Source organism: Streptomyces maremycinicus, from assembly GCF_001184025.1.
In the GTDB taxonomy this organism is placed as follows: Bacteria; Actinomycetota; Actinomycetes; order Streptomycetales; family Streptomycetaceae; genus Streptomyces; species Streptomyces maremycinicus.
This window is the reverse complement of the sequence record NZ_BBYG01000014.1, coordinates 432,293-457,885: the sequence shown is the minus strand read 5'-3', so window position 1 is coordinate 457,885 and position 25,593 is coordinate 432,293. Positions and strand designations below refer to the sequence as shown.

Genomic DNA, 25,593 nt, shown 5'->3' with positions numbered 1-25,593 from the left:
GCGGCCCATGACGACTCCCGGATTCCGGCCCACCCACGTGGTCCCCCAGCACGGCATGCCCGCCTGGGAGACCCCCGACCCGGCCCGCCCCACCGTGCCCCTCGACCCGCTGCTGCCCGTCCGGCTGGAGGAGCGGCGCGGCGACTGGGGGCGCGTGGTGTGCTCCAACGGCTGGTCGGCCTGGGTCGACAGCCGCTATCTCGTCGCCGTGCCCCAGGACCCGCCCCGCTCCGGCGCCCCCCTGGCGACCGCCGCCGACCCGCGCCCGCTGCTCGGCCGCGCCGAACAGGCGCTGGCCCGGTACCGGGCGGCGCTGGAGGAACTGGCCGACGCGGGCCTCGACGGCGAGTCCTTCCGGCGCCGCACCCAAGGACTGCGGATCGGCGTGGTCGTCGACGGCGAGGACGTATGGCTGTACGACCCGGCACGCGAGCGCTGGCTCTACGGCGACGGCACCCGGCTCAGCACCTACGCGACCGACCGGGCGCCGGACACGGCTGAGGACCAGGACCACACCGCCACCCGGATCGTGCGCCCCGACCGGGGATCCTGATGGCGGGCGGCACGACCCCCTTCACCGGCCGGCCCTCCGAGCTGGTCGGCCGGCGGATCGCCGGGTACCGGGTCGAGAGCGAGATCGGACGCGGCGGCATGGCCGTCGTGTACCGCGCCCACGACCTGCGGCTGGACCGCACCGTCGCGCTCAAGCTGCTCGCCCCCGAGCTGGCCCGCAACGACGTGTTCCGCAAGCGGTTCACCCATGAGTCGCGGGTGGCGGCAGCCATCGACCACCCGCACATCGTGCCCGTCTTCGAGGCGGACGAGACCGACGGGATCCTGTACATCGCCATGCGGTACGTGGAGGGGAGCGATCTGCGCCACCTCCTCGACCGCGAGGGCCCGTTGCCCCCGGCGACCGCCGTGCGGATCGCCGCGCAGGTCGCCTCCGCGCTCGACGCGGCCCATGAGCACGGGCTGGTCCACCGGGACGTCAAACCCGGCAACGTCCTGGTCGCCCCGGGCACCGACAGCGACCACCCCGAGCACGTCTACCTCACCGACTTCGGACTGACGAAGAAGTCGCTCTCCCTGACCGGTTTCACCTCGGTGGGCCAGTTCGTCGGCACGCTCGACTACGTCGCCCCCGAGCAGATCTCCGGACAGCCCGTCGACGGCCGCTGCGACGTCTACGGCCTCGCCTGCGTGGTCTACGAGTGCCTCGCGGGCCGCCCGCCCTTCCGCCGGGACGACGACGTGGCCCTGCTCTGGGCCCACCAGCACGCCGATCCGCCCCCGCTGACCGAGTCCCGCCCGGGACTTCCCCCGTATCTGGACGCGGTGTTCGCCCGGGCCCTCGCCAAGAGCCCCGAGGCGCGCCAGCCCACCTGCGCCGCGTTCGTCGCCGGGCTGCGGCCGACACCGGGCGGCACGGGCGGGCTCGCCCACCCGCCGACGGAACTGGCGGGCACCCCGCCCTCGGCGCCCCAGCCCCCGCCCTGGGCGCGGCCGGTGTTCCACCCGCCCGGCCCGCGGTGACCGGCCGCACCCGCCACCGCTGTCAGCGACGAGGTCCCGTCCCGCCCCGGCGGCGCGCCGCCCCCGCCAGCAGGCCGCCGAGGAAACCCGTGACCAGCCCCCACAGCGCGGCCGGCCACAGCGCCGACCACACCTCGGGCCGCAGGTACAGCTCCCCCGACAGATCGCCGCCCAGGTCGCCGATGCCGAGCACGGACAGGCCGTAGTGCGCCGAGATCCGCCCGACCAGACAGATCATCAGGACCGTGAGCACCAGCGCCACCGCCATGTGCACGGCGTGCCGCCAGGCACGCGTCCCGGCGGGGGAGTGGACCGCCATCACGAACGCGGCCACCAGCAGCAGGACCGCGTCCAGGGCGAGCAGCCACCATACGCGGCCGTCGTGCTCGGCGAGGGTGCTCAGGTTGAGCCGGGCGTCGTCCCGGCCGCGCAGCACCTCGTCCAGGACCTCCGGCATCGGCAGCCCGAACGGACCCTCGACCCGGCCGTTCCAGGTGGCGCCCAGCCCGATCGTGAAGGCGAGCCAGACCAGATTGGGCAGACCGAGCAGGACCACGGCGAAGGTCTCGGCGGCATGCCCCCGGGTCGCCGCGACCACGAGCGCGACGACGAGGCCCAGAACGACGCAGCCGAGCAGCAGCAGGACCATCGCGTACGCGGCCGGCCGCACCGACCGGTGCAGTCGCAGCAGCCGCGGCGGCAACGGCGCGCCGGGGGAGACCAGCAGCGCCAGCACCAGTACGACCGCCAGCCACACCAGCCCGACGAGGAGGGTGACGGGCACGTCCGTCGTGAAGCCGGCCTCGGGGCTGATGTCGAACAGTTCACCCAGGTCGCTCAGGGTGTCGTCGCCGAGCGGGACCTCGAACGTCTGCCGGGCGGCCAGGGCGAGACCGAGGAGCCCGAGCAGCCACACCACGGCGATCCGGGCCGCCCACCCGGCCAGTTCCGCCGCGCCCGCCACCGCCCGGTGCCGCAGCGGCCGCAGGAACCCGGCGCCCAGCACGAGCGCCCCGACGAGGGTGACCGACAGCGGGATCACCGTCAGACCGGCCTGGGTGTCGGCGAGCCCGCCGGCGTTCCCGGAGATCTCGACCCGGCCGCCGACAGCCGTCACCACGGTCGCCGCGATCACCCGGGGGAAGGCACCCTGCGGCAGGTCCGCGGCTCCGGCCGCCCACAGTCCCAGCGCGGCCACCACCGCCATGGCGAGCAGCCCGGCCAGGGCGACGGCGATGGCGCGCACCCAGCCGTGACGGGAGACTGCCTGGTCGTGCGGGGTGTACGCGCTCACCCTGCCCACGCTAAGCAGCGCCGGGGGAGCGCGCCCGCCGGGAGGGCCGTCCGCGTCCCGCTTGCGAGCCGGGCCCGCTCGGCGCACACAATGGTGCGTTGTGGAAGAAAGCGGCGCGTATGCGGCAGGTCGCTTCCGTCGAGCCCTTTCGGGCCCGCTCGGGGCCTGCCGTCGAACCGCCGCGGGAAGCCCACGTGGGGAGTGCTCGTGAGCGGAGAACCGCCGTCTTCCGGCCGCCCCGCGGGACCGCCCTCCGGCCCGCTGTCGGGCCCGCCCTCCCAGCCTTCCTCGGGTCCCCCTTCGGGCCCGCCGTCCCAGCCCCCCTCCGCGCCGCCCTCGGGTCCGCCCTCCGGTCCGCCCGGCGCCGGCTCACCGCAGAGCGGCGACGGGGAACCGCGCCGGGGCCGCTGGACCGCGCCCCGGCTCGCACTGGTCGCCACGGCGGTGGCGGCCGTGACGGCGCTCGCCCTGGTGCTCGCCCTGGGCAACGGGGGCGGATCCGGCGGAGACGACTCCGGCGAGGTCGGCGAGATCTTCATGCAGCCGGCCGGCGAGACGGGCCCGGAGCCCTACACGGAGGTCCCCACCACCGACGGTTCCTTCCCGCCGGCCTCCGTCGCCCCGTCGGGCTCCTCCCCGCCCACCGACACCGTCCCCGGTGTCGACGGCGGCGACGAAGGCCTGTACGGCGGCACCCGCGACGTCTCCGGCTGTGACGTGGAGCGGCAGATCAAGGCCCTCGGGGCCGACCCCGCCAAGAACCGGGCGTTCGCCTCCGTGGCCGGCGTCGCCCCCTCCGCGGTCCCGGCCCACCTGCGCTCGCTCACCCCCGTACAGCTGCGCCTGGACACCCGCGTCACCAACCACGGTTACCGCCACGGCGCCCCCACCGCCTACCAGGCCGTCCTCCAGGCCGGTACGGCCGTCCTGGTCGACCGGCTCGGGGTGCCGCGGGTGCGCTGCGCCTGCGGCAACCCGTTGACCCCGCCGCTCGCCCAGGGGGCCGGGTTCAGGCGGACCGGCGACACGTGGCCCGCCTACAGTCCCGCGACGACCGTCGTGGTGAGGCCGTCGGCGACCGTCATCGACGAGTTCGTGCTCTACGACCCCGGCCACGACCACCACTGGTTCGCCCGACGGCCGGGCGCCGAGCCGCACCAGGACCGGCCGACCCGGGCGCCGGAGCGGCGCACGCCGTCCATCACCGTCGGCACGCCGAGCACACCGGGGAGCGACGGCCCGCGGACCTCCCCGCCCTGCGCCTCGCCGCCCGCCGACCGGCCCGCGGGCTGTCCGCCGCCGCCGTCCGGTTCGTCCACGACGTCCCCGTCCGCGGAGCCCCCGTCCTCCGAGCCTCCCTCGCGCGAACCCCCCTCACGGGAACCGCCGTCGTCCGAACCGCCGTCCCCTCCGCCGTCCTCGCCGTCGACCGGTTCGGAGTCGAGAAGGTTCGCACCCCCGCCGTCCGAGTCGTCCTCCTCGGGGTCCCCCGCCTCCGGGTCCCGGTCCTCCGCGCGTCCCGTGCCCGACCCGCCGGGCGCCGGGTCCCCGCCGCGGTCACCGTCCGAACCCACGAGCGAGTCCGGCGGTTCACCCGGGCCGCCACGCCTTCCCCCGGCGGGCGACAGCACGGGCCACCCACCGCCGACCTCGGCTGATTCCCCCGGTTCCGGCTCCCCGGCTCCTGCCGCACCGGCCGGCTCGTCAGCCGTCTGAAGCACCCCGGGCCGTCCCGCGAACGGGCGAGAAATTGACCTGGACTGCGCGGCGCGACACGGGGTACGAGCACAGATGCACACCCAGCGGCGTCCGGCCGTTTCCGGCCTTCGAGAGAGAAACGCATGATCGAGTACCTGGACGGGGCAGTGATACCTACCGGTTTCGACGTACCCGTGGAACCGCTGCGGCGGGCGGCGCACTACACCGGTGAGCCCGGCTGCATAGCCGAGGCCCGTGCCTTCGCCGCGCACTTCGTCGACCAGCTCAAGACGGAGTGGTGCGCCACGATCGGCGACCGAGGCAGCGGTGAGGTGCTGCTGGTGGTCAGCGAGCTGGTCACCAACGCCGACCGGCACAGCAACGGGCCGTACATCCTGGAGCTGGAGGGCACGGAGTCGTCGGTCACGGTCTGCGTCTACGACAGCAGCGACGCACTGCCCCTGCGGTTCCCCAAGGACCCCGAGCGCATCGGCGGGCACGGACTGGAGATCGTGCACGCGGTGGCGGCGGAGGTCACCGCCGAACGCGTGCCGGTCGGCAAGCGGGTCCGCGCCCTGCTCACCTTCGGATCCTAGGCCGGGGGGGCACCTCACCGGTGCCCCGCGAAGCCGTCAGGCGCAGCCCAGCTCGTCCAGCATCCCGTGGCGCAGTCGCGTGATGATCCGCTTGATCAGGCGGGACACATGCATCTGCGAGCAGCCCAGCCGCTCGCCGATCTCCGCCTGGGTCGCCTCCTCCACGAACCGCATGTGGATGATCTCCCGGTCGCGGTCGCTGAGCTCGGCCATCAGCGGGGCGAGGGTGTGGAAGTCCTCGACGAGCCGCAGGCCCTCCTCCTCCACACCGATGAAGTCCGCGAGGACCGCCTCGCCGTGGTCGGGGCCGTCCCCGGTGAGCGCCGCGTCGAGCGAGGAGGAGTTGTAGCCGTTGGCGGCGATCTGCGCCTCGACCACCTGGCTCTCCGTCAGGTTCATCAGCGTGGCCAGCTCGGGCACGGTCGGATCCCGGTCCAGCCGGCTGGAGAGCTCGTCGCGTGCCTTGGCCAGCTCCACGCGCAGCTCCTGGAGCCGCCGCGGGACGTGCACCGCCCACGTCGTGTCCCGGAAGAAACGCTTGATCTCACCGACGATGTACGGCAGCGCGAAGGACGTGAACTCCACCTCGCGCGAGACCTCGAACCGGTCGATGGCCTTGATCAGGCCGATCATCCCGGTCTGGACGATGTCCTCCATGTCGTCCCCGCGGCCGCGGAACCGGCCGGCCGCGAACCGCACCAGGGACATGTTCATCTCGATCAGCGTGTTGCGCGCGTACTGGTACTCGTGGGTCCCCTCCTCGAGCACGGCCAGCCGCTGGAAGAACTGACGGGACAGCTCCCGTGCGTCCCGCGGCGCCACGCTCCGGGGTGCGTCGATCCCCGGGAGCGGGGCTCCGGCCGTGCCGACGGTCACGGGGACGTCCTCGACGGCCTTGGCCTTGGACCGGATCACGGCGGTCTCCTTTGCCTCTCCCAGAAAGGTCACGGTTCGACGTCCGCTGTACTCGTTCCGTGAGCGAGCACCCTCGGGCAGACCCACTCCGGGAGCGACTACCCCGTTCGAGGGAACCCATGCCTGCCGACCGCGTGCCGGATCGACGCGGGCTCCCTTCACGATTCCACCGAGGGCGAAACGCCATGCCCTTCCGCGGGCGGACCGGTTTCCTAGGCTGGGAAGGTGAGCAACCAAGCGCCGAACCGAGCCCGCGTGATCCCGCTGCGCCCGCCTGCCGAGCGCCCCGGCACCGCCGCCACCCTCCCTCCCCTCCCTCCCGCCGCACCGGGTCCCATCCCCGTTCCCGCGACGGGCCCCGGGCCCGCCCCGCGCGAGCCCTTGCTGCGCGACCTGGTCGGGGACGTGCTGCGCCGCGAGCGCCAGGCCCAGGAACGCACCCTCAAGGACGTCGCCGAGTCGGCCCGTATCTCCATGCCCTACCTCTCGGAGGTGGAGCGCGGCCGCAAGGAAGCCTCCTCGGAGGTCCTCGCGGCCGCCGCCCACGCCCTCGGCCTGAGCCTGGGCGACCTGCTGGCGCGGACCCAGGGCGAGCTGATCCGGCTCAGCGGCCGGTCCTCCACGCGGCCCGTCGGCCGGAGCCGTACGACCCTGTCGTCGTCGCACGACGGTCTCTGCCTGGCCGCCTGACGAACCGCGCGGGCCGGCGTCTCACACCGTCACGGGACGCCGGCTCAGTACCTCGTCGGCCAGGCCGTACGCCACCGCCTCCTGCGCGGTGAACACCTTGTCGCGGTCCATGTCCGCGCGCAGGGTCGCGATGTCGTGGCGGGTGTGCCGGGCCAGCACCTCCTCCACCTGGCCGCGGATACGGACCATCTCCTTGGCCTGGAGCGTCAGGTCCGACACCGTGCCCTGGCGGCCGCCGCTGGCCGGCTGCCCGAGCAGCACGCGCGCGTGCTCCAGGACGAGCCGCCGCCCGGGGTCCCCGCCCGCCAGCAGCACGGCCGCCGTCGACGCCGCCTGTCCCACGCAGAGCGTCGAGATCGGCGCCTGGACGAACGTCATGGTGTCGTAGATCGCCATCAGAGAGGTGAACGAGCCACCGGGGGAGTTGAGATAGACCGAGATCTCGCTGTCCGGTGACGCCGACTCCAGATGGAGGAGCTGCGCGATGACGACGTTGGCGACGCCGTCGTCGATCTCGGTGCCGATGAAGATGATCCGCTCGGACAGCAGCCGGCTGAACACGTCGTAGGACCGCTCGCCCTGCGGGGTCCGCTCGACCACGTTCGGAATCGTGTAGCTCCCCATGTCACAGCCCCACCCGTCGCCTCTGCGCGGCCGGGCGGACGTCCGCGAGGGACTCCACCACCCGGTCCACGAGGCCGTACTCCCGGGCCTCCTCGGCCGTGAACCAGCGGTCGCGGTCGCCGTCGCGCGAGATGGTCTCCGGGGACTGACCGGTGTGCTCGGCGGTGATCCGCTCGATGGTGCGCTTGGTGTGCTCCAGGTTCTCCGCCTGGATCTCGATGTCCGCCGTGGTTCCGCCGATCCCGGCCGACGGCTGGTGCATCATGACCCGGGCGTTCGGCAGCGCGAACCGCTTGCCGGAGGCGCCGACGCTGAGCAGGAACTGGCCCATGCTGGCCGCGAAGCCCATGGCGAGGGTCGAGACGTCGTTGGGGATCAGCCGCATCGTGTCGTAGATGGCGAGGCCCGCGTGCACCGACCCGCCCGGGCTGTTGATGTACAGGCCGATGTCGGTGCGCGGGTCCTCCGCCGACAGGATCAGCAACTGCGCGCAGACCCGGTTCGCGGAGACCTCGTCGACCTGGGTGCCGAGCAACACGATGCGCTGGCCGAGCAGTTGCGCGGCGAGTTGGTCGTCGAAGCGCGAGGGCGCGGTGTCCCCCTCCTCGGCACGGGGAGCGAGCGTGGTGAGTGGAGTCATCGGTTCTCCTCGTCGTGGCGTGACTGCCGTCGACTCCACTCTTGGCCCCGGGAGAGGCCCGTAGGCGGTTCCTCTGCCCACGGCAGATCCGCCACGGGCAGAGCGTTCCCTCGCCCCTACCGTGCGCTCGGCCCCTCGCGCGCCGTCGCCGTCCCCGACACCGCCGTCCGGGTCACGCCACGGCCCGAGCGATGAGTTCCGGGGCGGTGCGCAGTCGACACTGATGACCGCGTTCCACGCCCCAGGAGGTACTCATGACCACCGACGGATTCACCACGTGTCTCTGGTTCGACGGCCAGGCCGAGGAAGCCGCCCACTACTACGTCTCGATCTTCAAGAACTCCCGCATCGGCAACATCGGCCGCTACAACGAGGCGGGTCCGGGTCCGGCCGGTTCCGTGCTGGCCGTGGAGTTCACGGCCAACGGGCAGAAGTTCGTCGGCATCAACGGCGGTCCGCAGTTCACCTTCAGCGAGGCGGTCTCCTTCCAGATCTACTGCGCGGACCAGGAGGAGGTCGACCACTACTGGACCAGGCTCACCGAGAACGGCGGTGAGCCCGGCCCGTGCGGCTGGCTCAAGGACAAGTACGGCCTGTCCTGGCAGGTCATCCCCGACGGACTGATCGAGATGATCAGCGACCCCGACGCCGAGAAGGCCACCCGCACCACCAAGGCCATGTACGCGATGAGCAAGCTCGACATCGCCGCCCTGAGGAAGGCCTACGACGGCGAGTAGGCGCCGGGGGACCGGGGCCGCCCGCTAGTGCGCCTCCGCCAGGATCTCGTCGATCACGTGCCGGGAGCTCTCCGCCAGCGGCGGATTGGTCCGCCAGTAGTACGGCAGCTGGATCAGCGAGATCGACAGCGCCCAGCCCCGGCCCCGCGCCCACTCGGCGTCGTCCGCGCCCACCGCCTCCCGGAAGGTCCCGCGGGCCGAGGCCGGGAGCAGGTTCCAGGCGACGATCAGATCGACGGCCGGGTCGCCGACCCCGACACCGCCGAAATCGATCACCGCCGCCAACCGCCCGCCGTCGCGGACCAGTACGTTGCCCGGCGACAGATCGCCATGGGCCCAGACGGGCGGCCCGGCGTGCCCGGGGGCCCGCAACGCCTCCTCCCACAGGGCGGTGACCGCGGCGGTGTCGATGCGCCCCGCCAGCCGGGAGAGGGCGTCGCGGGTGGGGGTGTCCCGGTCGGCGAGCGGGACACCCCGGTGGTTGGCCGGCCCGCCCCGCGCGTCGAGCCCGCGCAGGGCGGTGACGAACGCCGCCAGGTCCGCCGCCAGCGCCTCGGGCTCCTCGACGGCGCCGGCCACCGGGTTGCCGCCGTCCAGCCAGCGGTACACCGACCAGGGCCAGGCGAACCCCTCGCCCGGCACGCCCCGTTCCAGCGGCACGGGCGCGGCGACGGGCAGCCTCGGCCCCAGCCGGGCCAGCCAGTGCTGCTCGTGCGCCACGCTCTCCACGGCGCCGGGATGCCGGGGCAGCCGCACCACCTTGTCGGCACCCAGCCGGAACATCGCGTTCTCCGTCCCGGAGGAGTCCAGACGGGTCACGGGCAGCCCGGCCCACCGCGGGAACTGGCCGGCGACGAGCCGGCTCACCAGCGGGGCGTCGAGGTCGACTTCGTCCGTGTGCATCTTCACCGCGCGCATACGGCTCATTCCACGGGACCGGCCTCGACGCTGTCCAACGGAATTCAGACCCGGTCGGCCGCGATCAGCAGGTACTGGAAGCTGCCGTTGCGGTACGCGGTCAGGAACGTCTCCTCGATGCCGGTCACCAGGTGGTCGGCATGGCTGCGCAGCTCCCAGTACGGGACGGCCGCCTCGGTCAGGTCCTCGACATGGACCGGCACCAGCCGGTTGCGGGCCATCGCCCGGAAGTACGCCGAGCGCGGGTGGATGTCGCAGATGTAGTGGGCGTTGATGAGAGACACCTCGCGCGAGGCCTGCCCGTAGGCGTCGTTGTAGCAGCCGGTGATGACGACGTAGCGGCCGCCGCGGCGCAGCAGCCGGGCGTGCTCGGCGAACAGCAGGTCCAGCTCGACGTACATCGTCGACTCGTTGTTCCACGACGCCGCGTAGGCGCCGGTCTCCAGACGGGTGTCGAGCATGTTGCGGTGGTGGTAGCGCACCCGGTCGTCGATGCCCCGCTTACGGGCCTGCTCGTTCGCGAACTCGGCCTGTTTGGCGGAGATGGTGACGCCGTCGGCGTGGCAGCCGTACCGCAGATTCGCCGTGACACTGCCCCCGCCGCGTCCGCAGCCGGCGTCGAAGACGCGGTCTGCGGGTGTGAGCCGGCCGAGGCGGGCGGCCAGCATTTCCGCCTGGGCGTGTTCCAGCCGGTGCAGTTCGGCGGTGATCCGATCCCGGCGCAGTCCGGCGTCGGGTTCGTCGAGCACGGTCCAGTCGGCCTCGCCGACCCCGTAGTGATGGTGGTAGAGATCGTCGATCCTGCCCAGTTCGAGGTTGACCGGGTTCTCCTCGGCGTTCCAGTAGTCCGCGACGCGGTTCTGGTACGTGGACTGGGTGGGCACCGGGACGGTCTTGGTGCCGGCGTCGTGGGCTGTGGTCAACGGGGGCTCCTCATGGTGCTGTGCGTGACGGTCTGTCGGAAAGCGGGCGGTCACCAGTAGTCGGGCAGGTGGTAGCGGTGGGTGTTGGTCGCGTGCCACTCGTGGTTGCCGGCCACCCAGTCCGACAGGCCCTGGAGATAGCGCTCGACGAGCGGCGAGGTGGCGGCGAGCAGGGCGGACTCCTCCTCGAACGCCTCCATGATCTGGTTGTGGATCTCGACCGACCTCAGATACGCGGCCTTGAGACCACGGCGGTCGTTGGCGGCCACCACCTGCGGCAGGTTGAGGTGGGTGGGATCGGACGCCAGCTCCTTGGTGAACGAGTACAGGTCGTTGACGATCGTGGTGGCGTTGCAGGCCAGCGCGGTGACCCGCTGGATCTCCGGGCGGGCGTACAGCTGCTCGGGCAGTTCGTAGCCGTCGACCGCGTCCACGATCGACAGACACGGGCGGAAGTTGTTGAACTGCCGCATCGTCAGGTACTCCCAGATCCGCGGCACGTACCGGGTCTCGCCCCAGGCCGCCTCGCCGAGGTAGCCGAGATGCAGCCGGGCGATGTCGTGCACGAACCGGCCGGTCTGGCTGGGGGTGGCGAGGGCCGCGTAGTCCTTGAGCGCCCAGTGGTACGAGCGCAGCGGGCCGTCGGCCTGCACCCCGCGTGCCCAGTCCTCCTGGAGGTCGGGCGGGCCGTGGTAGGGATCGAGCGCCGACTGGGCGATGATCAGCCGGCCGCCCAGTCCGCTGCGCGAGCCGCCCTTGTCCTCGTCCTCCTCGCAGTAGCAGTTGTCGACGATGTTCTCGGCCAGCAGCAGCTTGCCGGCCACGGTGAGGCGCTCCAGGTCGAGCGCGCGCGGATGCTGGAGCACCACGGCACGGCCGAACTGGAAGCCCGCGAAGTCGCCGTTCCAGGCCACCGGGAACAGGTCCAGGCCCCGGGCCCACTCCTCCAGCCTGCGGTCGATCTCGGCGGCCTTCTCCGGGTCTGCGGGCTCCACCTCCCGGTACCGCAGACCGGGGACCGCCCCGCCGCGCCGGGCCCGCATGCTGCGGGCGAGGTTCGGCGGGCCGGGCAGCGCACTCCCGGTGCTCGTGGGTGTGCTCATCGCCGGCTCCCCGCCGTCACTCGGCCGTCCGGCCGACCTGGACGTTCTCCAGGACCCCGGCGGCGTCCGGCACCAGGACGGCCATCGAGTAGTAGGCGGTCACCAGGTAGCGGATGATCGAGTTGGCGTCGATCCCCATGAACCGCACGTTCAGGCCGGGTTGGAACTCCTCCGGGATGCCCGTCTGGTACAGGCCGACGACTCCCTGGTCCGCCTCACCGGTGCGCAGCGCGATGATGCTGCTGGTGTGCTGCGGGCTGATCGGGATCTTGTTGCACGGGAAGATCGGCACCCCCCGCCAGGCCGGGATCTCGTGCCCCGCGACGTCGGCCGTGCCCGGCACCAGGCCACGCCGGTTGCACTGCCGGAAGAAGGCCGCGATCGCCTTGGGATGGGCGAGGAAGAGCTTGGTCTTGCGCCGCATCGACAGCAGGTCGTCCATGTCGTCCGGGGTCGGCGGCCCGGTGAACGTGCTGACGCGCTGGGAGTGGTCGATGTTGTGCAGCAGCCCGAAGTCCCGGTTGTTGACCATCTCCCACTCCTGCCGCTCGCGGATCTCCTCGACGGTCAGGCGCAGTTGCTGTTCGGTCTGGTTCATCGGGTTGTTGTAGAGGTCGGCGACCCGGGTGTGGACCTTCAGCACGGTCTGGGTCAGCGACAACTCGTACTCGCGCGGAGAGAGTTCGTAGTCGACGAAGCCCGCCGACAGCGTGGGCTCCCCGGTGTGACCGGCCTGCACCGGTACCTCGGCCTCGCCCTTGCGGTTCATCGGCAGCCGCTGCCGGGCGACATAGGCCTCCAGATGGGCGGCGAGGGACGGCACCCGCCCGACGAACTCCCGCAGGACGTCCCAGGGCAGGGCCAGCAGCACGCCCGAGGTCTCGGCGCGCACCGAGCTCAGCCACAGCGGGTCGTCCTGCCCGAGGGCCTCGTCGCCCAGCTGGTCGCCGCCGGACACGACCCCGACGATCTCCTCCTCGCCGTACTTGCCGGCGGTGAAGCGGGTGAACCGGCCGTGCACCACGAGATAGGTCTCGGTGACCGGCTGTCCGGCCTCGAAGACGACCTGGCCGGCCCGGACCTCCCGGGTCTGGAAGCGGGAGGAGAGCTCCGCGAGGGTGCCGTTGTCCGAGTAGCCGCGCAGCACGGGCAGCTCGGTGAGGGTCCGCGGGATGACCCGTACGTCGGTCCCGCCGTTCTGCTCGAACTGCACGCGGCCCCGGCCGACGCGCAGCTGGAGACGCCGGTTGACGCGGTAGGTGCCGCCCTTGACGTCCACCCAGGGCAGCATCCGCAGCAGCCAGCGCGAGCTGATGGCCTGCATCTGCGGTTCGGACTTGTGGGTCGTGGCGAGCTGGCGGGCCGCCTGGGTGCTGAGACTGGTGAGCTGCGCTTCGGCGGTGGGTTCGGGGGCGGGTTCGTCCAGGGCTGGACCGGTGGCGCTGTCCGGTGTGGACACATTCCCTCCAGGAAGATGCGCGGGGGATGAGCGGACCGTCGGTGACGCTCGGTTCGAAGATCCGCAGGCACCAGCCAAACACCCTGAGTGACGGGTGGGTACGGCGTGAAGGGGGCGGTTTCATGGCCCGGAGGGTGCAAACCTGCCTGCTGGGGCGGAGGGCGTCTCGTGTGTGCAACCGCTTCCCGCGGGTGCTCCCGCGCGCCGGAGCGCTCGGGGGTCACTCGGGGTTACCCGTGTGTTCGGCGCGCGAGCGGACGAGCGGGTGGCTAGCGTGAGAAACCGGACAACCCGTCTCACCGGAAGGCTGCGGTCATGGTCGTACGTCCCGAGGGAACCCCTTGTTGGGCCGACGCGATGTTCGGCGACGTGGAGGGCGCCAAGACCTTCTACGGCGAGGTCCTCGGCTGGACCTTCGGCGACGCGTCGTCGGAGTACGGCAACTACACACAGGCCTACGCGAACGGCAAGGCGGTCGCCGCGGTCGTCCCGCCGATGCCCGGCCAGGAGGGCCAGTCGCAGTGGTGCCTGTACTTCGCCTCCCCGGACGCCTCGGTGACCGCCGGCAGGATCCGTGAGAACGGCGGTGAGGTGCTGATGGAGCCGATGCGGGTCGGGGACTTCGGCACGATGTGCCTGGGCCGCGAGCCCGGCGGCGCCGTCTTCGGCGTCTGGCAGGCGGGCGTCCACGAGGGTTTCGAGGCGCCGCCCGAGCAGCCCGGCGCGTACTGCTGGGCCGAGGTGTTCACCCGCGACCCGGAGAAGACGGACGCGTTCCTGCCGGCCGTGTTCCCGTACACGGCCAAACAGCTCCAGGACGACGCGGTCGACTTCCGGCTGTTCGAGGTCGACGGCGACACGGTCCTCGGCCGCATGAGGATGACGGACGAGTTCCCGCCCGAGGTGCCGTCGTACGTCAACGTGTACTTCACGGTGGACAACTGCGACGACGCCGTGGCCAGGGCGACCAAACTCGGCGGCGTCCTGCGCTTCGGCCCGATGGACACCCCGTTCGGACGGTTCGCGGCGATCAGCGACCCGCAGGGCGCGAGCTTCTCCGTGATCGACGTCACGACCACCGCGGGGGACATGCCGGGGACCACGGACGTGTCCTAGACCGGCTCGGCGCAGCACCCGCACCCGTACCGGCCGCCCGGCCCGGGTGCCGGCGCGGCCGTGGCATGATCGGGCGTATGCGTGAACGAGTGGTGGCCGCCTGCGACGGGGCCTCGAAGGGCAATCCCGGACCGGCGGCCTGGGCGTGGGTGGTCGCGGACGAAGCGGAGAAGCCGGCCCGCTGGGAGGCGGGACCGCTCGGCAGGGCGACCAACAACATCGCCGAACTCACCGCGCTGGAACGTCTGCTGGCCTCGACCGACCCGGCGGTGCCGCTCGAGGTGCGGATGGACTCGCAGTACGCCATGAAGGCCGTCACCACCTGGCTGCCGGGCTGGAAGCGCAATGGCTGGAAGACGTCGGCGGGGAAGCCGGTGGCCAACCAGGAGCTGGTCGTCCGTATCGACGAACTGCTCGACGGCCGCTCGGTCGACTTCCGCTATGTGCCCGCCCACCAGGTCGACGGTGACCCGCTCAACGACTTCGCCGACCGGGCCGCCAGCCAGGCGGCCGTCGTCCAGCTGCCGGCCGGCAGCGAGCAGGGCTCCCCGGAGCCGCCCGCCTCGCCGGACACCCCGAAGGCGAAGTCCGCGAAAAGCGGCCGCTCCGCCGGGGGCAAGTCCTCCCGGCGGAGCGGTGGTTCGGCGTCCCGCACGCTCAAGGCCAAGTTCCCCGGCCGGTGTGTGTGCGGCCGGCCGTACGCGGCGGGCGAGCAGATCGCCAAGAACGCGCAGGGCTGGGGCCACCCGGAGTGCCGTACGGCGGACGCCGACGCGGGCTGAGCGACGCGCGGGTCACAGCACCACGCCGCGCCAGCCCCCGGTCTCCTGACCGCGCTCCTCGATGAACTCCTTGAAGCGCTCCAGGTCACCCTTGGTCTGCCGCTTCACGAAGCCGAGCTTGTCGCCGACGGTCTCGGTGACGCCCTCCGGCTGAAACTCCATCTGGAGCATCACCTTGGTGTGGCTGTCGTCGAGCCGGTGGAAGGTCACCACGCCGGCCTGCCGGGCCTCGCCCGATACCGTGGTCCACGCGACCCGTTCGTCCGGGATCTGCTCGGTGATCTCCGCGTCGAACTCCCGGCGTACGCCGTTCACGCTGGTGACCCAGTGGGTGAGGGTGTCGGTGCGCTGTTCGATGCGGTCCACCCCGCTCATGAACGCGGGGAACGTCTCGAACTGCGTCCACTGGTCGTAAGCCGTGTGCACGGGGACACCGACCTCGATGGATTCCTCGACCTGCGACACGATCGTCTCCTCCTTCGTCCTGGTGGTTCGTCTCGTCGCTGACTGTCCGTCGCGGGTACCCGTGGCCCGCGGGGTAAACCGGGCGGCGACGATCAGTCGGTGTCGAAGGTGTAGTGGGCGGTGTGATCGAGGAGGTCCGCCGGAGTCGTGTCGTTCCAGGGCTTCATCGTCTCGTGCAGGTCGACGACGTCCGGCGTCCCGCCGCCCGGGAGATACGTCGAGCCGGGATGCCGGCGCTGCCACTGGGCCCACAGCCTGTCGATGTAGGCGTGGTGCAGCCAGAACACCGGGTCGTTGGGGGACACCCCGGTCGCCATCTGCCCGCCGACCCAGACATGGACCCGGTTGTGCAGATTGACACCGCGCCAGCCCTCCAGATGGTTGCGGAAACCGTCCGAGCCGCTGTTCCAGGGGGCCATGTCGTACGTCGCCATCGACAGCACCGACTCGACCTCGGACCGGGTCGGCAGCTCACGGACGCCCGCTCCCAGCGCCCGCCGGAGGTAGGTGCGGCCGTCCACGCGGACGTTGACGGCCCAGTTGCCGGCCGAGGCGGCGAACGGGCCGTCCATCACCTGACCGTCCCGGCTGCGCCCGCTGCCGCCGAGGAAGTCCGGAGCCCACAGCGAGGAGCGCGGTGAACGGTCCGTGGACCAGTCCCAGTACGGCAGTGCCACCGAGGCGTCCACGGACTGGAGGGCCCGCTCGAACTCCAGCAGGAATCTGCGGTGCCACGGCAGGAAGGAGGGCGAACGGTGGCCGGTGCGCTCGCCGTTGTCGGTGTCACCGAGGATGAAGGCGTTGTGCGTGGTGACGAAGGCGTCGTAGCGGCCGCTGCGCTTGAGGTCGAGGACGGCGGCGACGAAGCGGCGCTTCTCGTCGGAGGTCAGGGACGCCTGGTTCTTGCGGACGGTCATGTGCGGTGCTCCAAGTGTGCGCGGACGGTGGGCGGTCGGCCGGTCAGCCGGTCAGCCGGTGGGGAACGGGACGAGTCGCGCGCCCCGGAGCTCGTCGACCGCGGCCCGGGCGGCGGCCCTCGGGGTGGGTACCGGGTCGTAGTGGCTGACCACGCTGATCCAGGTCCCGTCGGCGTTGCGCATCACGTGCAGCTCGACGCCGTCGACGTACACGCCGTAGCCGCCGCCGTGGTGATGGCCGCCGCCGGCGGTGGGCCGGCCCTGTATCCGGCGGCCCTTGTAGACCTCGTCGAAGGGCTCCGGGGAGCCGTGGGAGCCGTGGGCGTCGTGGTGGGTGTCGTCCGCCCGGGCGGCGGGGACGGTGACGAGCGCGGCACCGGTGACGGCGGCCGCCGCGGTGAGTGCGCGACGACGGCTGAGTTCCGGCATGCGGGACCTCCTGGGGTGCGTTCGGTTGACGACCCCGTATGCCTACCGAGCTGTCGGAGAAAGGGAGAAATCGCCCGAGAGGGGTTGGCTGTGATCAGGACAATCAATTACATGTCGTGCAATCTTCAATGAAGATGATCTTGTGGCGGGCAGAGGTCCGGGCCGGGCGGAACGGGCAATTCCTTTCCGTGGACGCACCGCTTCCGGTGATCTTTCGCGCGCCGGTGCGCCCGCGGTGGCGTGGCCCACGTGGGGAAAGTGGCGTGAACGGGCAGGTGGGGCGTCCGGGTCTGGGTGCCGGGCCCTGCTACCCTGCGTCGTCAATCGACCACGTCTGGTAACTCCTGGGAGTGTGCGTGAAGGTCGCCTGTGTCGGCGGCGGGCCCGCCGGCCTGTATCTCTCGATCCTGCTCAAGCGGCAGGATCCGTCCCACGACGTCACCGTCCACGAGCGCGACCCGGAAGGCTCGACCTACGGCTGGGGGGTCACGTACTGGCAGGGACTCCTCGACCGGCTCCGCGTCTGCGACCCCGAGTCGGCGCGAGCGATCGAGGCGGAGTCCGTCCGCTGGAACGAAGGCGTCGCCCACGTACGGGACCTGGCGACCCGTCAGCCGGGCGACGAGGGGCACGGGATCGGCCGCCACAAGCTGCTGGAGATCCTCGCCGCCCGGGCCCGCGCGCTCGGCGTACGACTGGAGTACGAGAGCCCGATCACCGCAGAGAACCTGCCGGACGCCGATCTCGTCGTGGCCGGCGACGGTGTCCACAGCGCCCTGCGCACCCACCACGCCGACCACTTCGGCGCCGAACTCACCCCGGGGCGCAACTCCTACATCTGGCTCGGCACCACCAAGGTGTTCGACTCCTTCACCTTCGCGTTCGTGGAGACCGAGCACGGCTGGATCTGGTGCTACGGCTACCCCTTCAGCTCCGAGCGGAGCACCTGCGTCATCGAGTGCGCCCCCGAGACCCTGACCGGACTGGGCCTGGACCGGGCGAGCGAGGGTGACGGACTGGCCCGGCTGGAGAAGCTCTTCGCGCACATCCTCGACGGACACCCCCTCATCGGCCGTGCCGCCGCCGACGGCAGCCGCCGGTGGCTGACCTTCCGCACCCTCACCAACCGCAGCTGGTACCGCGGCAACCTCGTCCTGCTCGGCGACGCCGCCCACACCACCCACTACTCGATCGGCGCCGGCACCACCCTCGCCCTGGAGGACGCCATCGCTCTCGCCGACGCCCTGCGCGAGAGCGCCGACCTGCCGCAGGCCCTGGCGCGCTACGAACGGGAACGACAGTCCGCCCTGCTGTCGCTCCAGAGCGCCGCCCGTTACAGCGCCCAGTGGTACGAGAACCTCACCCGCTACATCCACCTCCCCCCGGAGCAGATGTTCGCCCTGCTCGGCCAGCGGCACTCGCCGCTGCTGCCCTATGTCCCGCCCCAGCTGTACTACCGGCTCGACCGGGCCGCCGGACAGTCGGGAGCGCTGCGCCGGCTCAAGCGCTGGCTGGGGCCGAAGCTGGCGCGTGGCGCGCATGCCAGGGCGCTGACCTCGCGGAAGTGACCGGGAGGGTGTCGCGGAGGTCCGTCCGGGACTGAGGTGAATGGCAATTCACTGATACGGTGAATTGCCATTCACCTCCTTTTTCCCGAGGTCGCTGGAGTGCCCATGGCGTCGCCCGTTCCGATACCCGCCCCGGCCGGAGGAGCCGCCGGTCTCCGGACCCGGCTCACCGTCCCGGTCCTGGCGTACTGCGGCATCCTCATGGCGGTCATGCAGACCGTCGTCGTCCCCCTGCTGCCCGACCTGCCCCGGCTGACCGGCGCCTCACCGGGCGCGGTCTCCTGGATGGTGACCGCCTCGCTGCTGTCCGGCGCGGTCCTCACCCCCGTCCTCGGCCGGGCCGGGGACATGTACGGCAAGCGGCGGGTGCTGTTCATCTCCTTCGGCCTGATGGCCGCCGGCTCGGTGATCTGCGCCCTGACCTCCGACATCGGCGTACTGATCGCGGCCCGGACCCTCCAGGGCGCCGCGTCCTCCGTCGTCCCGCTGTCCATCAGCATCCTGCGCGACGAACTGCCGCCGGAGCGCCGGGGATCGGCCGTGGCGCTGATGAGCTCCACCGTGGGGATCGGCGCCGCGCTCGGACTGCCGGCGGCCGCCGTGGTCGTGCAGTACGCCAACTGGCACGTGATGTTCTGGGTGACCGCCGTGCTGGGCGCGACCGGTGTCGCGCTGATCCGGTGGGCGGTGCCGGAGTCGCCCGTGCGCGCGCCCGGCCGGTTCGACGTGACGGGCGCGCTCGGTCTGGCCGCCGGACTGATCAGCCTGCTTCTCGCCGTGTCCCAGGGCGGCCAGTGGGGCTGGGGGAGCGCCCGGATCGTGGGCCTTCTCCTCGCCGCCGCGGTCGTCCTCGGCCTGTGGTGGTGGCACCAGCTGCGCGCCGAACAGCCCCTGGTGGACCTGTGGCTGGTGTCCCGGCCGAGGGTGGGCCTGTCCCATGTGGCGGCGCTCCTGACCGGCTTCGCCTTCTACGCGAACTCGCTGGTGACCGCACAGCTGGTGCAGGCGCCCGAGGCGAGCGGGTACGGGCTCGGGCTGTCCATCGTCCAGACGGGCCTGTGCCTGCTGCCCGGAGGCATCACCATGCTGCTGTTCTCGCCGCTCTCGGCCCGCATCTCGGAGCGGCGCGGGCCGCGGATCACCCTCGCCCTCGGCGCCGCCGTCATCGCCTGCGGGTACGCCCTGCGCATCGCCGACAGCCGCGACCTGTGGATGATCATGGTGGGGGCGACGGTCGTGGCGACCGGCACCACCCTCGCGTACTCGGCGCTGCCCTCACTGATCCTGCGCGCGGTCCCGCCCGGGCAGACCGCGTCGGCGAACGGCTTCAACGTGCTGATGCGCACGATCGGTCAGGCCACCTCCAGCGCCGCCGTCGCCGCCGTCCTCGTGCACCACACCGGCCTGGTCGGCGGAGCCCCGGTGCCCACTTTGCACGGCTATCTGCTGGCGTTCGCGGTCGCGGGCGCGGTGGCCCTGGCCGCGTGCGCGGTGGCGCTCACCATCCCCGGCGACGCCGGACCCGACGACATGCGGCGCGCCCGTGGCCGTACCCGCGCTGTCGGCGACGGGGCGCTGGAGGGAGCATGAGTGCCGTGAGCACTCCATCCGGCCCCCCGGCTCCATCCGGCCCCCGGGCCCCGACCGACCCGCCGGCCCCCGCCCGGCGCGGCGCCGAGGCGACCAAGGCGGCGATCCTGCGCGCCGCCCGGTACCTCCTCGTCCGCCAGGCGCACGCCGACATCACCCTCAAGGCCGTGGCGGAACGCGCCGGGGTGAGCGCGCCGTTGGTCCTGAAGTACTTCGGCAACAAGGACGCCCTGTTCGCCCGGGTGATGTCCTTCGAGGAGGACGCCGACGCCCTGCTCGACGCCCCGCTGGCGGAGCTGGGCCCGCACATGGTCCGGCACGTGGTGGCGAGCCAGCGCGAGCGGGGCACCGACCCCGTGGTGCGCATCGCGTTCGCGCCCCTGCACGGCGACCACGGCGACGTCCTGCGCGGCAACTTCCGCACCCAGGTCATCGAACGTCTGGCCGCCCGCCTCACCGGCCCCGACCCGGGGCTCCGCGCCGAACTGGCCGTCGCCACCGTGCTCGGCCTGGGCGTGATGTTCGGCATCGCCCGCGGGACCGAGCTGAGGGCGACACCGATCGAGCACATCGTCGAGCGGTACGGCCCGACGGTCCAGGCCCAGCTGGACAGTTCCTGAACCTCCCCGGCCGCTCCCGGGTGGCCCCGGGAGGAACAGCCGGTGGTCCGGAGCGGCCCGTTCCGTACCGGGGCGCTCCGGATGACAGACTGAGGTCATGGACGAGCGCGAATTCGGTAGGTCTGGTCAGCACGCATCCGTCGTCGGTCTCGGCACCTGGCAACTGGGCGCCGACTGGGGAGACGTCGACGACAAGGAGGCCCTGTCCGTTCTGGAGGCGGCGGCCGAGTCGGGGGTGACCTTCTTCGACACCGCCGACGTCTACGGCGACGGACGCAGCGAGCAGACCATCGCCGCCTTCCTCAGCGGCCGGCCCGACCTGCACGTGCTGGTCGCCACCAAGATGGGCCGCCGCGTCGACCAGATCCCCGAGAACTACGTCCTGGACAACTTCCGCGCCTGGAACGACCGCTCCCGCCGCAACCTCGGCGTCGACCGCGTCGACCTGGTGCAGCTGCACTGCCCGCCGACCCCGGTCTACTCCAGCGACGAGGTGTTCGACGCCCTCGACACCCTCGTCGAGGAGGAGCGCATCGCGCAGTACGGCGTCAGCGTGGAGACCTGCGCCGAGGCCCTCACCGCGATCGCCCGGCCGGGAGTGGCGAGCGTGCAGATCATCCTCAACCCGTTCCGGCTGAAGCCCCTGTACGAGGTGCTCCCGGCGGCCCGCGCGGCCGGCGTCGGCATCATCGCCCGCGTCCCGCTCGCCTCCGGTCTGCTCTCCGGCAAGTACACCAAGGACACCGTCTTCCCGGAGAACGACCACCGCGCCTACAACCGGCACGGCGAGGCGTTCGACCAGGGCGAGACGTTCTCCGGCGTCGACTACGCCACCGGCGTCGAGGCCGCCGTCGAGTTCGCGGCCCTCGCGCCCGAGGGATACACGCCGGCCCAGCTGGCGCTGCGCTGGATCATCCAGCAGCCCGGCGTGACCACCGTCATCCCGGGCGCCCGCTCGCCCGAGCAGGCCCGAGCCAACGCGGCCGCCGCCAGGCTCCCGGAACTGACCGAGGAGACGCTCGCGGCGGTCCGCGACCTCTACGACCGGCGGATCAAGGAGCAGGTCGAAGGCCGCTGGTAGCCGCAGAGGGGCGGTGGACGGGAGAGAACCGCCGATCACGGGGTACTCGCGGGGTCAGGGGAGGGACCCCTCGAACCGGGAGGACGGTACAGGTGACCGACACGGCGGCGAAGGCCGAGCAGCGCACAGGGCGGGACGAGACCGAGGAGGAGAGAGCCGACCGTATGTGGGGGGAACTGATCCAGGAGATCAGGGTCGCCCAGACGGGCGTGCAGATCCTCTTCGGCTTCCTGCTGACCGTGGTGTTCACCCCGCGCTACGCGGATCTCCAGCACATCGACCAGGTCATCTACATCGTCACCGTGGTCCTGGGCGCCTGCGCGACGGGCGCCCTCATAGGGCCGGTGTCCCTGCACCGCCTGGTCTCCGGGCGGCGGGTCAAGCCGCAGGCGGTGCAGTGGGCCTCGCGGCTGACCTTCGTGGGCCTGCTCCTGCTGCTCGCCACCATGACCTCTTCGCTGCTGCTGATCCTGCGCGTGGCCACCCACGACGAGTTCGTGCCCTACCTCGTCGCGGGTGTGTTCCTGTGGTACGCGCTGTGCTGGTTCGTGCTGCCGCTGTGGACCCGCCGCCGCTACACGACGGACTGAGCCGCCCTAGACGCCCTGGCCGGCCTCGGGAGCGGTGCCCCGGGCGCCGCGCAGGGCGGTGATGCAGCTGCCGATCGCCTGCTGGAGCTCCTCCAGCTGCTGGACCATGTCGTCCTCGTAGAACTCCTGCGGGTCGAGGTCGTCGAAGGTCAGCTCCTCGAAGACCTTGGTCGCCCGCTGGAGGCTGCTGTAGAACTTCGTGCGCCGCTCCTGGACACGCAGCTCGGGGTCGGCCTCGACGGTCTCCACGACCAGGTTCTTCATGGTGTCGTAGGCGTCGCTCGCCCACTCGCCGGCGTCCTCGTCGTCGTCGAGCTCGTCGAGCAGCGAGAGGTGCCGCTCGGCCTCCTGGCGCAGCTCGGCGGGCGCGTCGAGGGTCTGCCCCGCGGGCGTCTTGATCTGGCCGGACTCGGCGATCTGACGCACGTACCCGATGCGGTCGGCCGAGCGGCTCTCGGTGGCCACGGCCTTCTTCAGGTCGTCGGTGCGGACCACGTCCCGGGCCAGCTCGATCTGGAGATCGGGGTCCTCCTTGATGCGGTCCAGGAGGGCGGCGCGGGCGGTCGAGGGGTCGGCGAGGATCGCGGCGCGCAGGGCGGTGGGGTTCTCCGCGACCTCCAGGGCCTTGGTCGGGCGGATGCCCTCGGCCTCGGCGGCCGCCGTGATGGCGGTACCGCGGTCGGAGCCGGCGCTGGACCGGGAGACGTAGTAGGTCAGCCAGACCTCCGCGTCCGGCAGCTCGACCTCCTGGCCCGGCGCGAGCTCCTCGAAGTGCGGGACGAGACCGTCGTCGGCGGCCCGGTCCCAGGCCTTGTAGTACCGCATGACGCGGTCGGGGGAGCAGCCGGCCAGCTCGGCGAACTCCTTCGCCGGCACCTTCGGCGTCCCGTCCGCGCTCTGCCCGCCCGGCCGGACGCTGCGCGCCACCATCAGGCCGAAGGCCCAGCCGCCGGTCCGCGCGTAGACGCCGAACTCGCGGGCGTCCCGCGCCACGAGGTCGGACAGGGGCGCGGGGGACGGCTCGGCGGGCGTCTCGGGCAGGTCGATCGCCAGGGTCACGGATGACTCTCCTCTACGGGCTGCTGGACGGAGGATCGGCACTGCGAAAGTGCAGACGGGCAGCCTATATCCACCTCTTGGCGATGCTTTGCCGGACCCGCGTGCGGGCCTGCCGCCCGTCAGCCGAAGGCGTTCCGCAGGGCGGGCAGGAGGGTCTTCTCCGACCAGTCCAGGTACGCGGGCTGGGAGTCCCCGCCGATCTGCACCAGGGCGATCTCCGTGAACCCGGCCTCGGCGTACGGTCGCACGGCCTCGACGAAGTCGTCCGGGTCGTCTCCGCAGGGGATCGAGGCGGCCACGTCGTCCGGTGTCACGAACTGAGTCGCCGCCTCGAAGGAGTCCGGGTGGGGCAGTTCGGAGTTCACCTTCCAGCCGCTGCCGAACCAGCGGAACTGGTCGTGCGCCCGCCGTACGGCCGCGTCCCGGTCGGGGTCGTGGCAGACCGGGAGCTGGCCCACGCGCGGCTTGCCCGCACCGCCGTGGCGGTCGAAGGAGGACAGCAGCTCCGCCTCGGGCTCGGTGGCGATGACGAGGTCGGCCAGCCGGCCCGCGAGCGCGCACGACCGCTCGCCGGAGACGGCGACGCCGATCGGCGGCGGTTCGTCGGGCAGGTCCCACAGCCGGGCCGAGTCCACGTCGTAGTGGGTGCCGTGCCGGGTCACGTGCCCGCCCTCGAACAGCGCGCGGATGATCTCCACGGCCTCCTCGAACATCTCGTGCCGCACGTCCACCGAGGGCCAGCCGCCGCCCACCACGTGTTCGTTGAGGTTCTCCCCGGAGCCCAGCCCGAGCCGGAAGCGTCCCTCGGACAGCAGCTGCATCGTCGCCGCCTTCTGGGCCACCACCGCCGGGTGGTAGCGGAAGGTCGGACACGTCACGTACGTCATCAGCGGAATGCGTGACGTGGCCTGGGCGGCGGCGCCGAGCACGGTCCACGCGTAGGGCGAGTGGCCCTGCGAGCGCAGCCACGGAAAGTAGTGGTCTGAGGTCACCGAGAAGTCGAAACCCGCCTCCTCCGCGCGCACCACGTGATCGACGAGGTCACGGGGGCCGGCCTGTTCGGTCATCATCGTGTATCCGATCTGCACCATGGACCCCGAGTCCCCGCCGACCGGGGGAGGAAACGGGCACACGCCACGGCGGAGCCCGGAGCCCGGACCGCACGGTGCCGTCCGGACCGCTTCGTGCCTAGGCGCCGGGGGCGGCCGTGCTCCGGCGTACCACCAGACGCGGAGTCATCGTGGTCTGCACGGCGTGGTCGCGGCGGCCCTCGACGCGCTCGATCAGCAGGCGGGCGGCGGTGCTGCCCATGTCGTGCCCGGCCTGGTCGACGCTCGTGAGCTGGACGGTGGCGAGGTCGGCGAGGGCGGTGTTGTTGTAGCCGACGATGGAGACGTCCTCCGGCACCCGCAGACCCAGTTCGTGAGCCGCCCGCCAGACACCGAGGGCGGCGACGTCCGCACCCGCCATGACGGCGGTGGGCCGGTCCTCGCCGGTCAGGAGGGTCATACCGGCCTTGTAGCCGCCCTCCTCGGAGTAGGCGGCACGGCAGACCCGGGTCCGGTCGCCGAGGTCGTGGCGGCCCATGGCCTCCGTGTAGCCGTTGGTCAGGACGATCTCCGGGGTGCGCGTCCATTTGCTGGAGCGGGTGCCCGGAGCGGAGACGAGGGTGATGTCGCGGTGGCCCAGGGAGGCCAGGTGGTCCACGACCAGGCCGGCTCCGGTGCCGTCCGCGTCGACGACGGAGTCGTGGAGGTCGGAGCGGTCGTGGTGGCCGATCACCACGGTGGGCGTGGTCTCGGCCATGGCGAGGATCTCGGCGCGTGACGTACCCGGGGCGATGAGGATCAGCCCGTCCATCTGGCGGTCGACCATGGCCTGGACGGTCTTGCTCTGGGCGTCCGCCCCGAACCCGGCGGCGCCGACCAGCACGGTGTACTCGCTGCTGTGCAGCTCGTCGCGGACCCCGTCGAGGATGTCGGCGAAGAACGTGTTGCGGATGTTGTCCAGCAGGACGCCTATCGTGTACGTCCGGCCGCGCATGCCGCGCGCCGCGGCGTGCGGCCGGTAGCCGAGCTCGGCCATCGCCTCGCGGACCTTCTCCTGCATGGCGGTGCTGACCCCGTAGGCGTTGCGCATCACCTTGGAGACCGCGGCTGTCGAGACTCCCGCGTGCCGCGCGACATCCGTGATCGTCACACGTTTCTTGCGCTGTGAGCCCTGCTGCATGCGTCTTGCCCCCT

At 72.0% G+C, this 25,593-nt stretch carries 26 protein-coding genes and 1 pseudogene; 13 read left to right on the top strand and 14 right to left on the bottom strand.

The window, feature by feature from the left end; genetic code table 11:
* The first annotated feature begins 7 nt into the window (after window positions 1–7).
* Window positions 8–553: an SH3 domain-containing protein gene (locus tag AOQ37_RS20260; protein ID WP_062645970.1), complete on the top strand. Its 546-nt coding sequence runs from the start codon at window positions 8–10 to the stop codon at window positions 551–553.
* Entirely contained in the window at window positions 553–1,536 is a 984-nt protein-coding gene (locus AOQ37_RS20255; RefSeq protein ID WP_062645969.1) for a serine/threonine-protein kinase, read from the top strand. Before AOQ37_RS20260 ends, AOQ37_RS20255 begins: the two co-directional genes overlap by 1 nt.
* Window positions 1,537–1,558: 22 nt before the next feature.
* Here the strand turns inward: AOQ37_RS20255 and AOQ37_RS20250 are convergent, their stop codons facing one another.
* Window positions 1,559–2,830 carry a streptophobe family protein gene (locus AOQ37_RS20250; RefSeq protein ID WP_062645968.1) on the bottom strand — a complete coding sequence of 424 codons (1,272 nt, stop codon included), beginning with the start codon at window positions 2,828–2,830 and terminating at the stop codon, window positions 1,559–1,561.
* Window positions 2,831–3,037: 207 nt separating this feature from the next.
* Here AOQ37_RS20250 and AOQ37_RS39950 point away from each other — a divergent pair.
* Window positions 3,038–4,288: pseudogene (locus tag AOQ37_RS39950) on the top strand (DUF6777 domain-containing protein); the annotation flags it as partial.
* A 383-nt stretch (window positions 4,289–4,671) separates the two neighbouring features.
* Complete coding sequence (locus AOQ37_RS20240) at window positions 4,672–5,124, top strand: ATP-binding protein (protein WP_062645966.1); 453 nt, start codon at window positions 4,672–4,674, stop codon at window positions 5,122–5,124.
* A gap of 36 nt (window positions 5,125–5,160) precedes the next feature.
* On the opposite strand, the gene AOQ37_RS20235 is transcribed toward AOQ37_RS20240, so the two are convergent.
* Complete coding sequence (locus tag AOQ37_RS20235; RefSeq protein WP_234436964.1) at window positions 5,161–6,000, bottom strand: RNA polymerase sigma factor SigF; 840 nt, start codon at window positions 5,998–6,000, stop codon at window positions 5,161–5,163.
* A gap of 264 nt (window positions 6,001–6,264) precedes the next feature.
* Between AOQ37_RS20235 and AOQ37_RS20230 the strand changes: the two genes are divergently transcribed.
* A complete protein-coding gene (locus AOQ37_RS20230) occupies window positions 6,265–6,729 on the top strand; it encodes a helix-turn-helix domain-containing protein (protein ID WP_062645965.1) in 465 nt (154 codons plus the stop codon).
* Window positions 6,730–6,750: 21 nt separating this feature from the next.
* Here the strand turns inward: AOQ37_RS20230 and AOQ37_RS20225 are convergent, their stop codons facing one another.
* Window positions 6,751–7,353: a ClpP family protease gene (locus AOQ37_RS20225; RefSeq protein WP_062645964.1), complete on the bottom strand. Its 603-nt coding sequence runs from the start codon at window positions 7,351–7,353 to the stop codon at window positions 6,751–6,753.
* Window position 7,354: 1 nt separating this feature from the next.
* Window positions 7,355–7,993 carry an ATP-dependent Clp protease proteolytic subunit gene (locus AOQ37_RS20220; RefSeq protein ID WP_062645963.1) on the bottom strand — a complete coding sequence of 213 codons (639 nt, stop codon included), beginning with the start codon at window positions 7,991–7,993 and terminating at the stop codon, window positions 7,355–7,357.
* 254 nt (window positions 7,994–8,247) lie between these two features.
* On the opposite strand from AOQ37_RS20220, the gene AOQ37_RS20215 reads away from it, so the two are divergent.
* Window positions 8,248–8,730: a VOC family protein gene (locus AOQ37_RS20215; protein WP_062645962.1), complete on the top strand. Its 483-nt coding sequence runs from the start codon at window positions 8,248–8,250 to the stop codon at window positions 8,728–8,730.
* Between the two features lie 24 nt (window positions 8,731–8,754).
* On the opposite strand, the gene AOQ37_RS20210 is transcribed toward AOQ37_RS20215, so the two are convergent.
* The 4 genes from AOQ37_RS20210 to AOQ37_RS20195 are packed head-to-tail and all read right to left on the bottom strand — an operon-like array spanning window position 8,755 to window position 13,133.
* The gene (locus AOQ37_RS20210; RefSeq protein WP_062645961.1) at window positions 8,755–9,648 is read right to left on the bottom strand and encodes an aminoglycoside phosphotransferase family protein; all 894 of its coding nucleotides are present in this window, start codon (window positions 9,646–9,648) and stop codon (window positions 8,755–8,757) included.
* A 44-nt stretch (window positions 9,649–9,692) separates the two neighbouring features.
* A complete protein-coding gene (locus AOQ37_RS20205) occupies window positions 9,693–10,571 on the bottom strand; it encodes a geranyl diphosphate 2-C-methyltransferase (protein WP_062645960.1) in 879 nt (292 codons plus the stop codon).
* Window positions 10,572–10,621: 50 nt separating this feature from the next.
* Window positions 10,622–11,674: a family 2 encapsulin nanocompartment cargo protein terpene cyclase gene (locus AOQ37_RS20200; protein WP_062645959.1), complete on the bottom strand. Its 1,053-nt coding sequence runs from the start codon at window positions 11,672–11,674 to the stop codon at window positions 10,622–10,624.
* 16 nt (window positions 11,675–11,690) lie between these two features.
* Complete coding sequence (locus AOQ37_RS20195; protein ID WP_062645958.1) at window positions 11,691–13,133, bottom strand: family 2B encapsulin nanocompartment shell protein; 1,443 nt, start codon at window positions 13,131–13,133, stop codon at window positions 11,691–11,693.
* A gap of 315 nt (window positions 13,134–13,448) precedes the next feature.
* Here AOQ37_RS20195 and AOQ37_RS20190 point away from each other — a divergent pair, with 315 nt between their 5' ends.
* Together AOQ37_RS20190 and AOQ37_RS20185 are read left to right on the top strand one after the other, a co-directional pair.
* Complete coding sequence (locus AOQ37_RS20190) at window positions 13,449–14,249, top strand: VOC family protein (protein WP_062645957.1); 801 nt, start codon at window positions 13,449–13,451, stop codon at window positions 14,247–14,249.
* 65 nt (window positions 14,250–14,314) lie between these two features.
* Complete coding sequence (locus AOQ37_RS20185) at window positions 14,315–15,031, top strand: ribonuclease H family protein (RefSeq protein ID WP_062645956.1); 717 nt, start codon at window positions 14,315–14,317, stop codon at window positions 15,029–15,031.
* 12 nt (window positions 15,032–15,043) lie between these two features.
* Here AOQ37_RS20185 and AOQ37_RS20180 read toward each other — a convergent pair whose 3' ends face one another.
* The 3 genes from AOQ37_RS20180 to melC1 all read right to left on the bottom strand — a co-directional run bounded on the left by AOQ37_RS20180 (window position 15,044) and on the right by melC1 (window position 16,842).
* Window positions 15,044–15,496, bottom strand: coding sequence for an SRPBCC family protein (locus AOQ37_RS20180; protein ID WP_062645955.1), 453 nt, complete (start codon window positions 15,494–15,496; stop codon window positions 15,044–15,046).
* Between the two features lie 92 nt (window positions 15,497–15,588).
* Window positions 15,589–16,413 carry a tyrosinase MelC2 gene (gene melC2, locus AOQ37_RS20175; RefSeq protein ID WP_062645954.1) on the bottom strand — a complete coding sequence of 275 codons (825 nt, stop codon included), beginning with the start codon at window positions 16,411–16,413 and terminating at the stop codon, window positions 15,589–15,591.
* 51 nt (window positions 16,414–16,464) lie between these two features.
* Window positions 16,465–16,842, bottom strand: a complete 378-nt coding sequence (melC1, locus tag AOQ37_RS20170) for an apotyrosinase chaperone MelC1 (protein WP_062645953.1) — start codon at window positions 16,840–16,842, stop codon at window positions 16,465–16,467.
* Between the two features lie 350 nt (window positions 16,843–17,192).
* Here melC1 and AOQ37_RS20165 point away from each other — a divergent pair, with 350 nt between their 5' ends.
* From AOQ37_RS20165 to AOQ37_RS20145, 5 genes are all read left to right on the top strand, one after another.
* On the top strand, window positions 17,193–18,410 hold the full coding sequence (locus AOQ37_RS20165) for an FAD-dependent monooxygenase (protein WP_062645952.1): 1,218 nt from the start codon (window positions 17,193–17,195) through the stop codon (window positions 18,408–18,410).
* A 105-nt stretch (window positions 18,411–18,515) separates the two neighbouring features.
* Window positions 18,516–20,000, top strand: a complete 1,485-nt coding sequence (locus AOQ37_RS20160; protein ID WP_062645951.1) for an MFS transporter — start codon at window positions 18,516–18,518, stop codon at window positions 19,998–20,000.
* The gene (locus AOQ37_RS20155) at window positions 19,997–20,620 is read left to right on the top strand and encodes a TetR/AcrR family transcriptional regulator (protein WP_199825055.1); all 624 of its coding nucleotides are present in this window, start codon (window positions 19,997–19,999) and stop codon (window positions 20,618–20,620) included. The genes AOQ37_RS20160 and AOQ37_RS20155 overlap by 4 nt, the downstream gene beginning before the upstream one ends.
* Window positions 20,621–20,717: 97 nt before the next feature.
* On the top strand, window positions 20,718–21,701 hold the full coding sequence (locus AOQ37_RS20150; RefSeq protein ID WP_062645950.1) for an aldo/keto reductase: 984 nt from the start codon (window positions 20,718–20,720) through the stop codon (window positions 21,699–21,701).
* Window positions 21,702–21,865: 164 nt separating this feature from the next.
* Window positions 21,866–22,291, top strand: a complete 426-nt coding sequence (locus tag AOQ37_RS20145) for a DUF6328 family protein (RefSeq protein ID WP_062646083.1) — start codon at window positions 21,866–21,868, stop codon at window positions 22,289–22,291.
* A 6-nt stretch (window positions 22,292–22,297) separates the two neighbouring features.
* On the opposite strand, the gene AOQ37_RS20140 is transcribed toward AOQ37_RS20145, so the two are convergent.
* The 3 genes from AOQ37_RS20140 to AOQ37_RS20130 all read right to left on the bottom strand — a co-directional run bounded on the left by AOQ37_RS20140 (window position 22,298) and on the right by AOQ37_RS20130 (window position 25,579).
* Window positions 22,298–23,350, bottom strand: a complete 1,053-nt coding sequence (locus AOQ37_RS20140; RefSeq protein ID WP_062645949.1) for a hypothetical protein — start codon at window positions 23,348–23,350, stop codon at window positions 22,298–22,300.
* Window positions 23,351–23,469: 119 nt separating this feature from the next.
* The gene (locus AOQ37_RS20135) at window positions 23,470–24,441 is read right to left on the bottom strand and encodes an LLM class F420-dependent oxidoreductase (protein WP_062645948.1); all 972 of its coding nucleotides are present in this window, start codon (window positions 24,439–24,441) and stop codon (window positions 23,470–23,472) included.
* Between the two features lie 97 nt (window positions 24,442–24,538).
* Entirely contained in the window at window positions 24,539–25,579 is a 1,041-nt protein-coding gene (locus tag AOQ37_RS20130) for a LacI family DNA-binding transcriptional regulator (protein ID WP_078890274.1), read from the bottom strand.
* Window positions 25,580–25,593 lie beyond the last annotated feature (14 nt).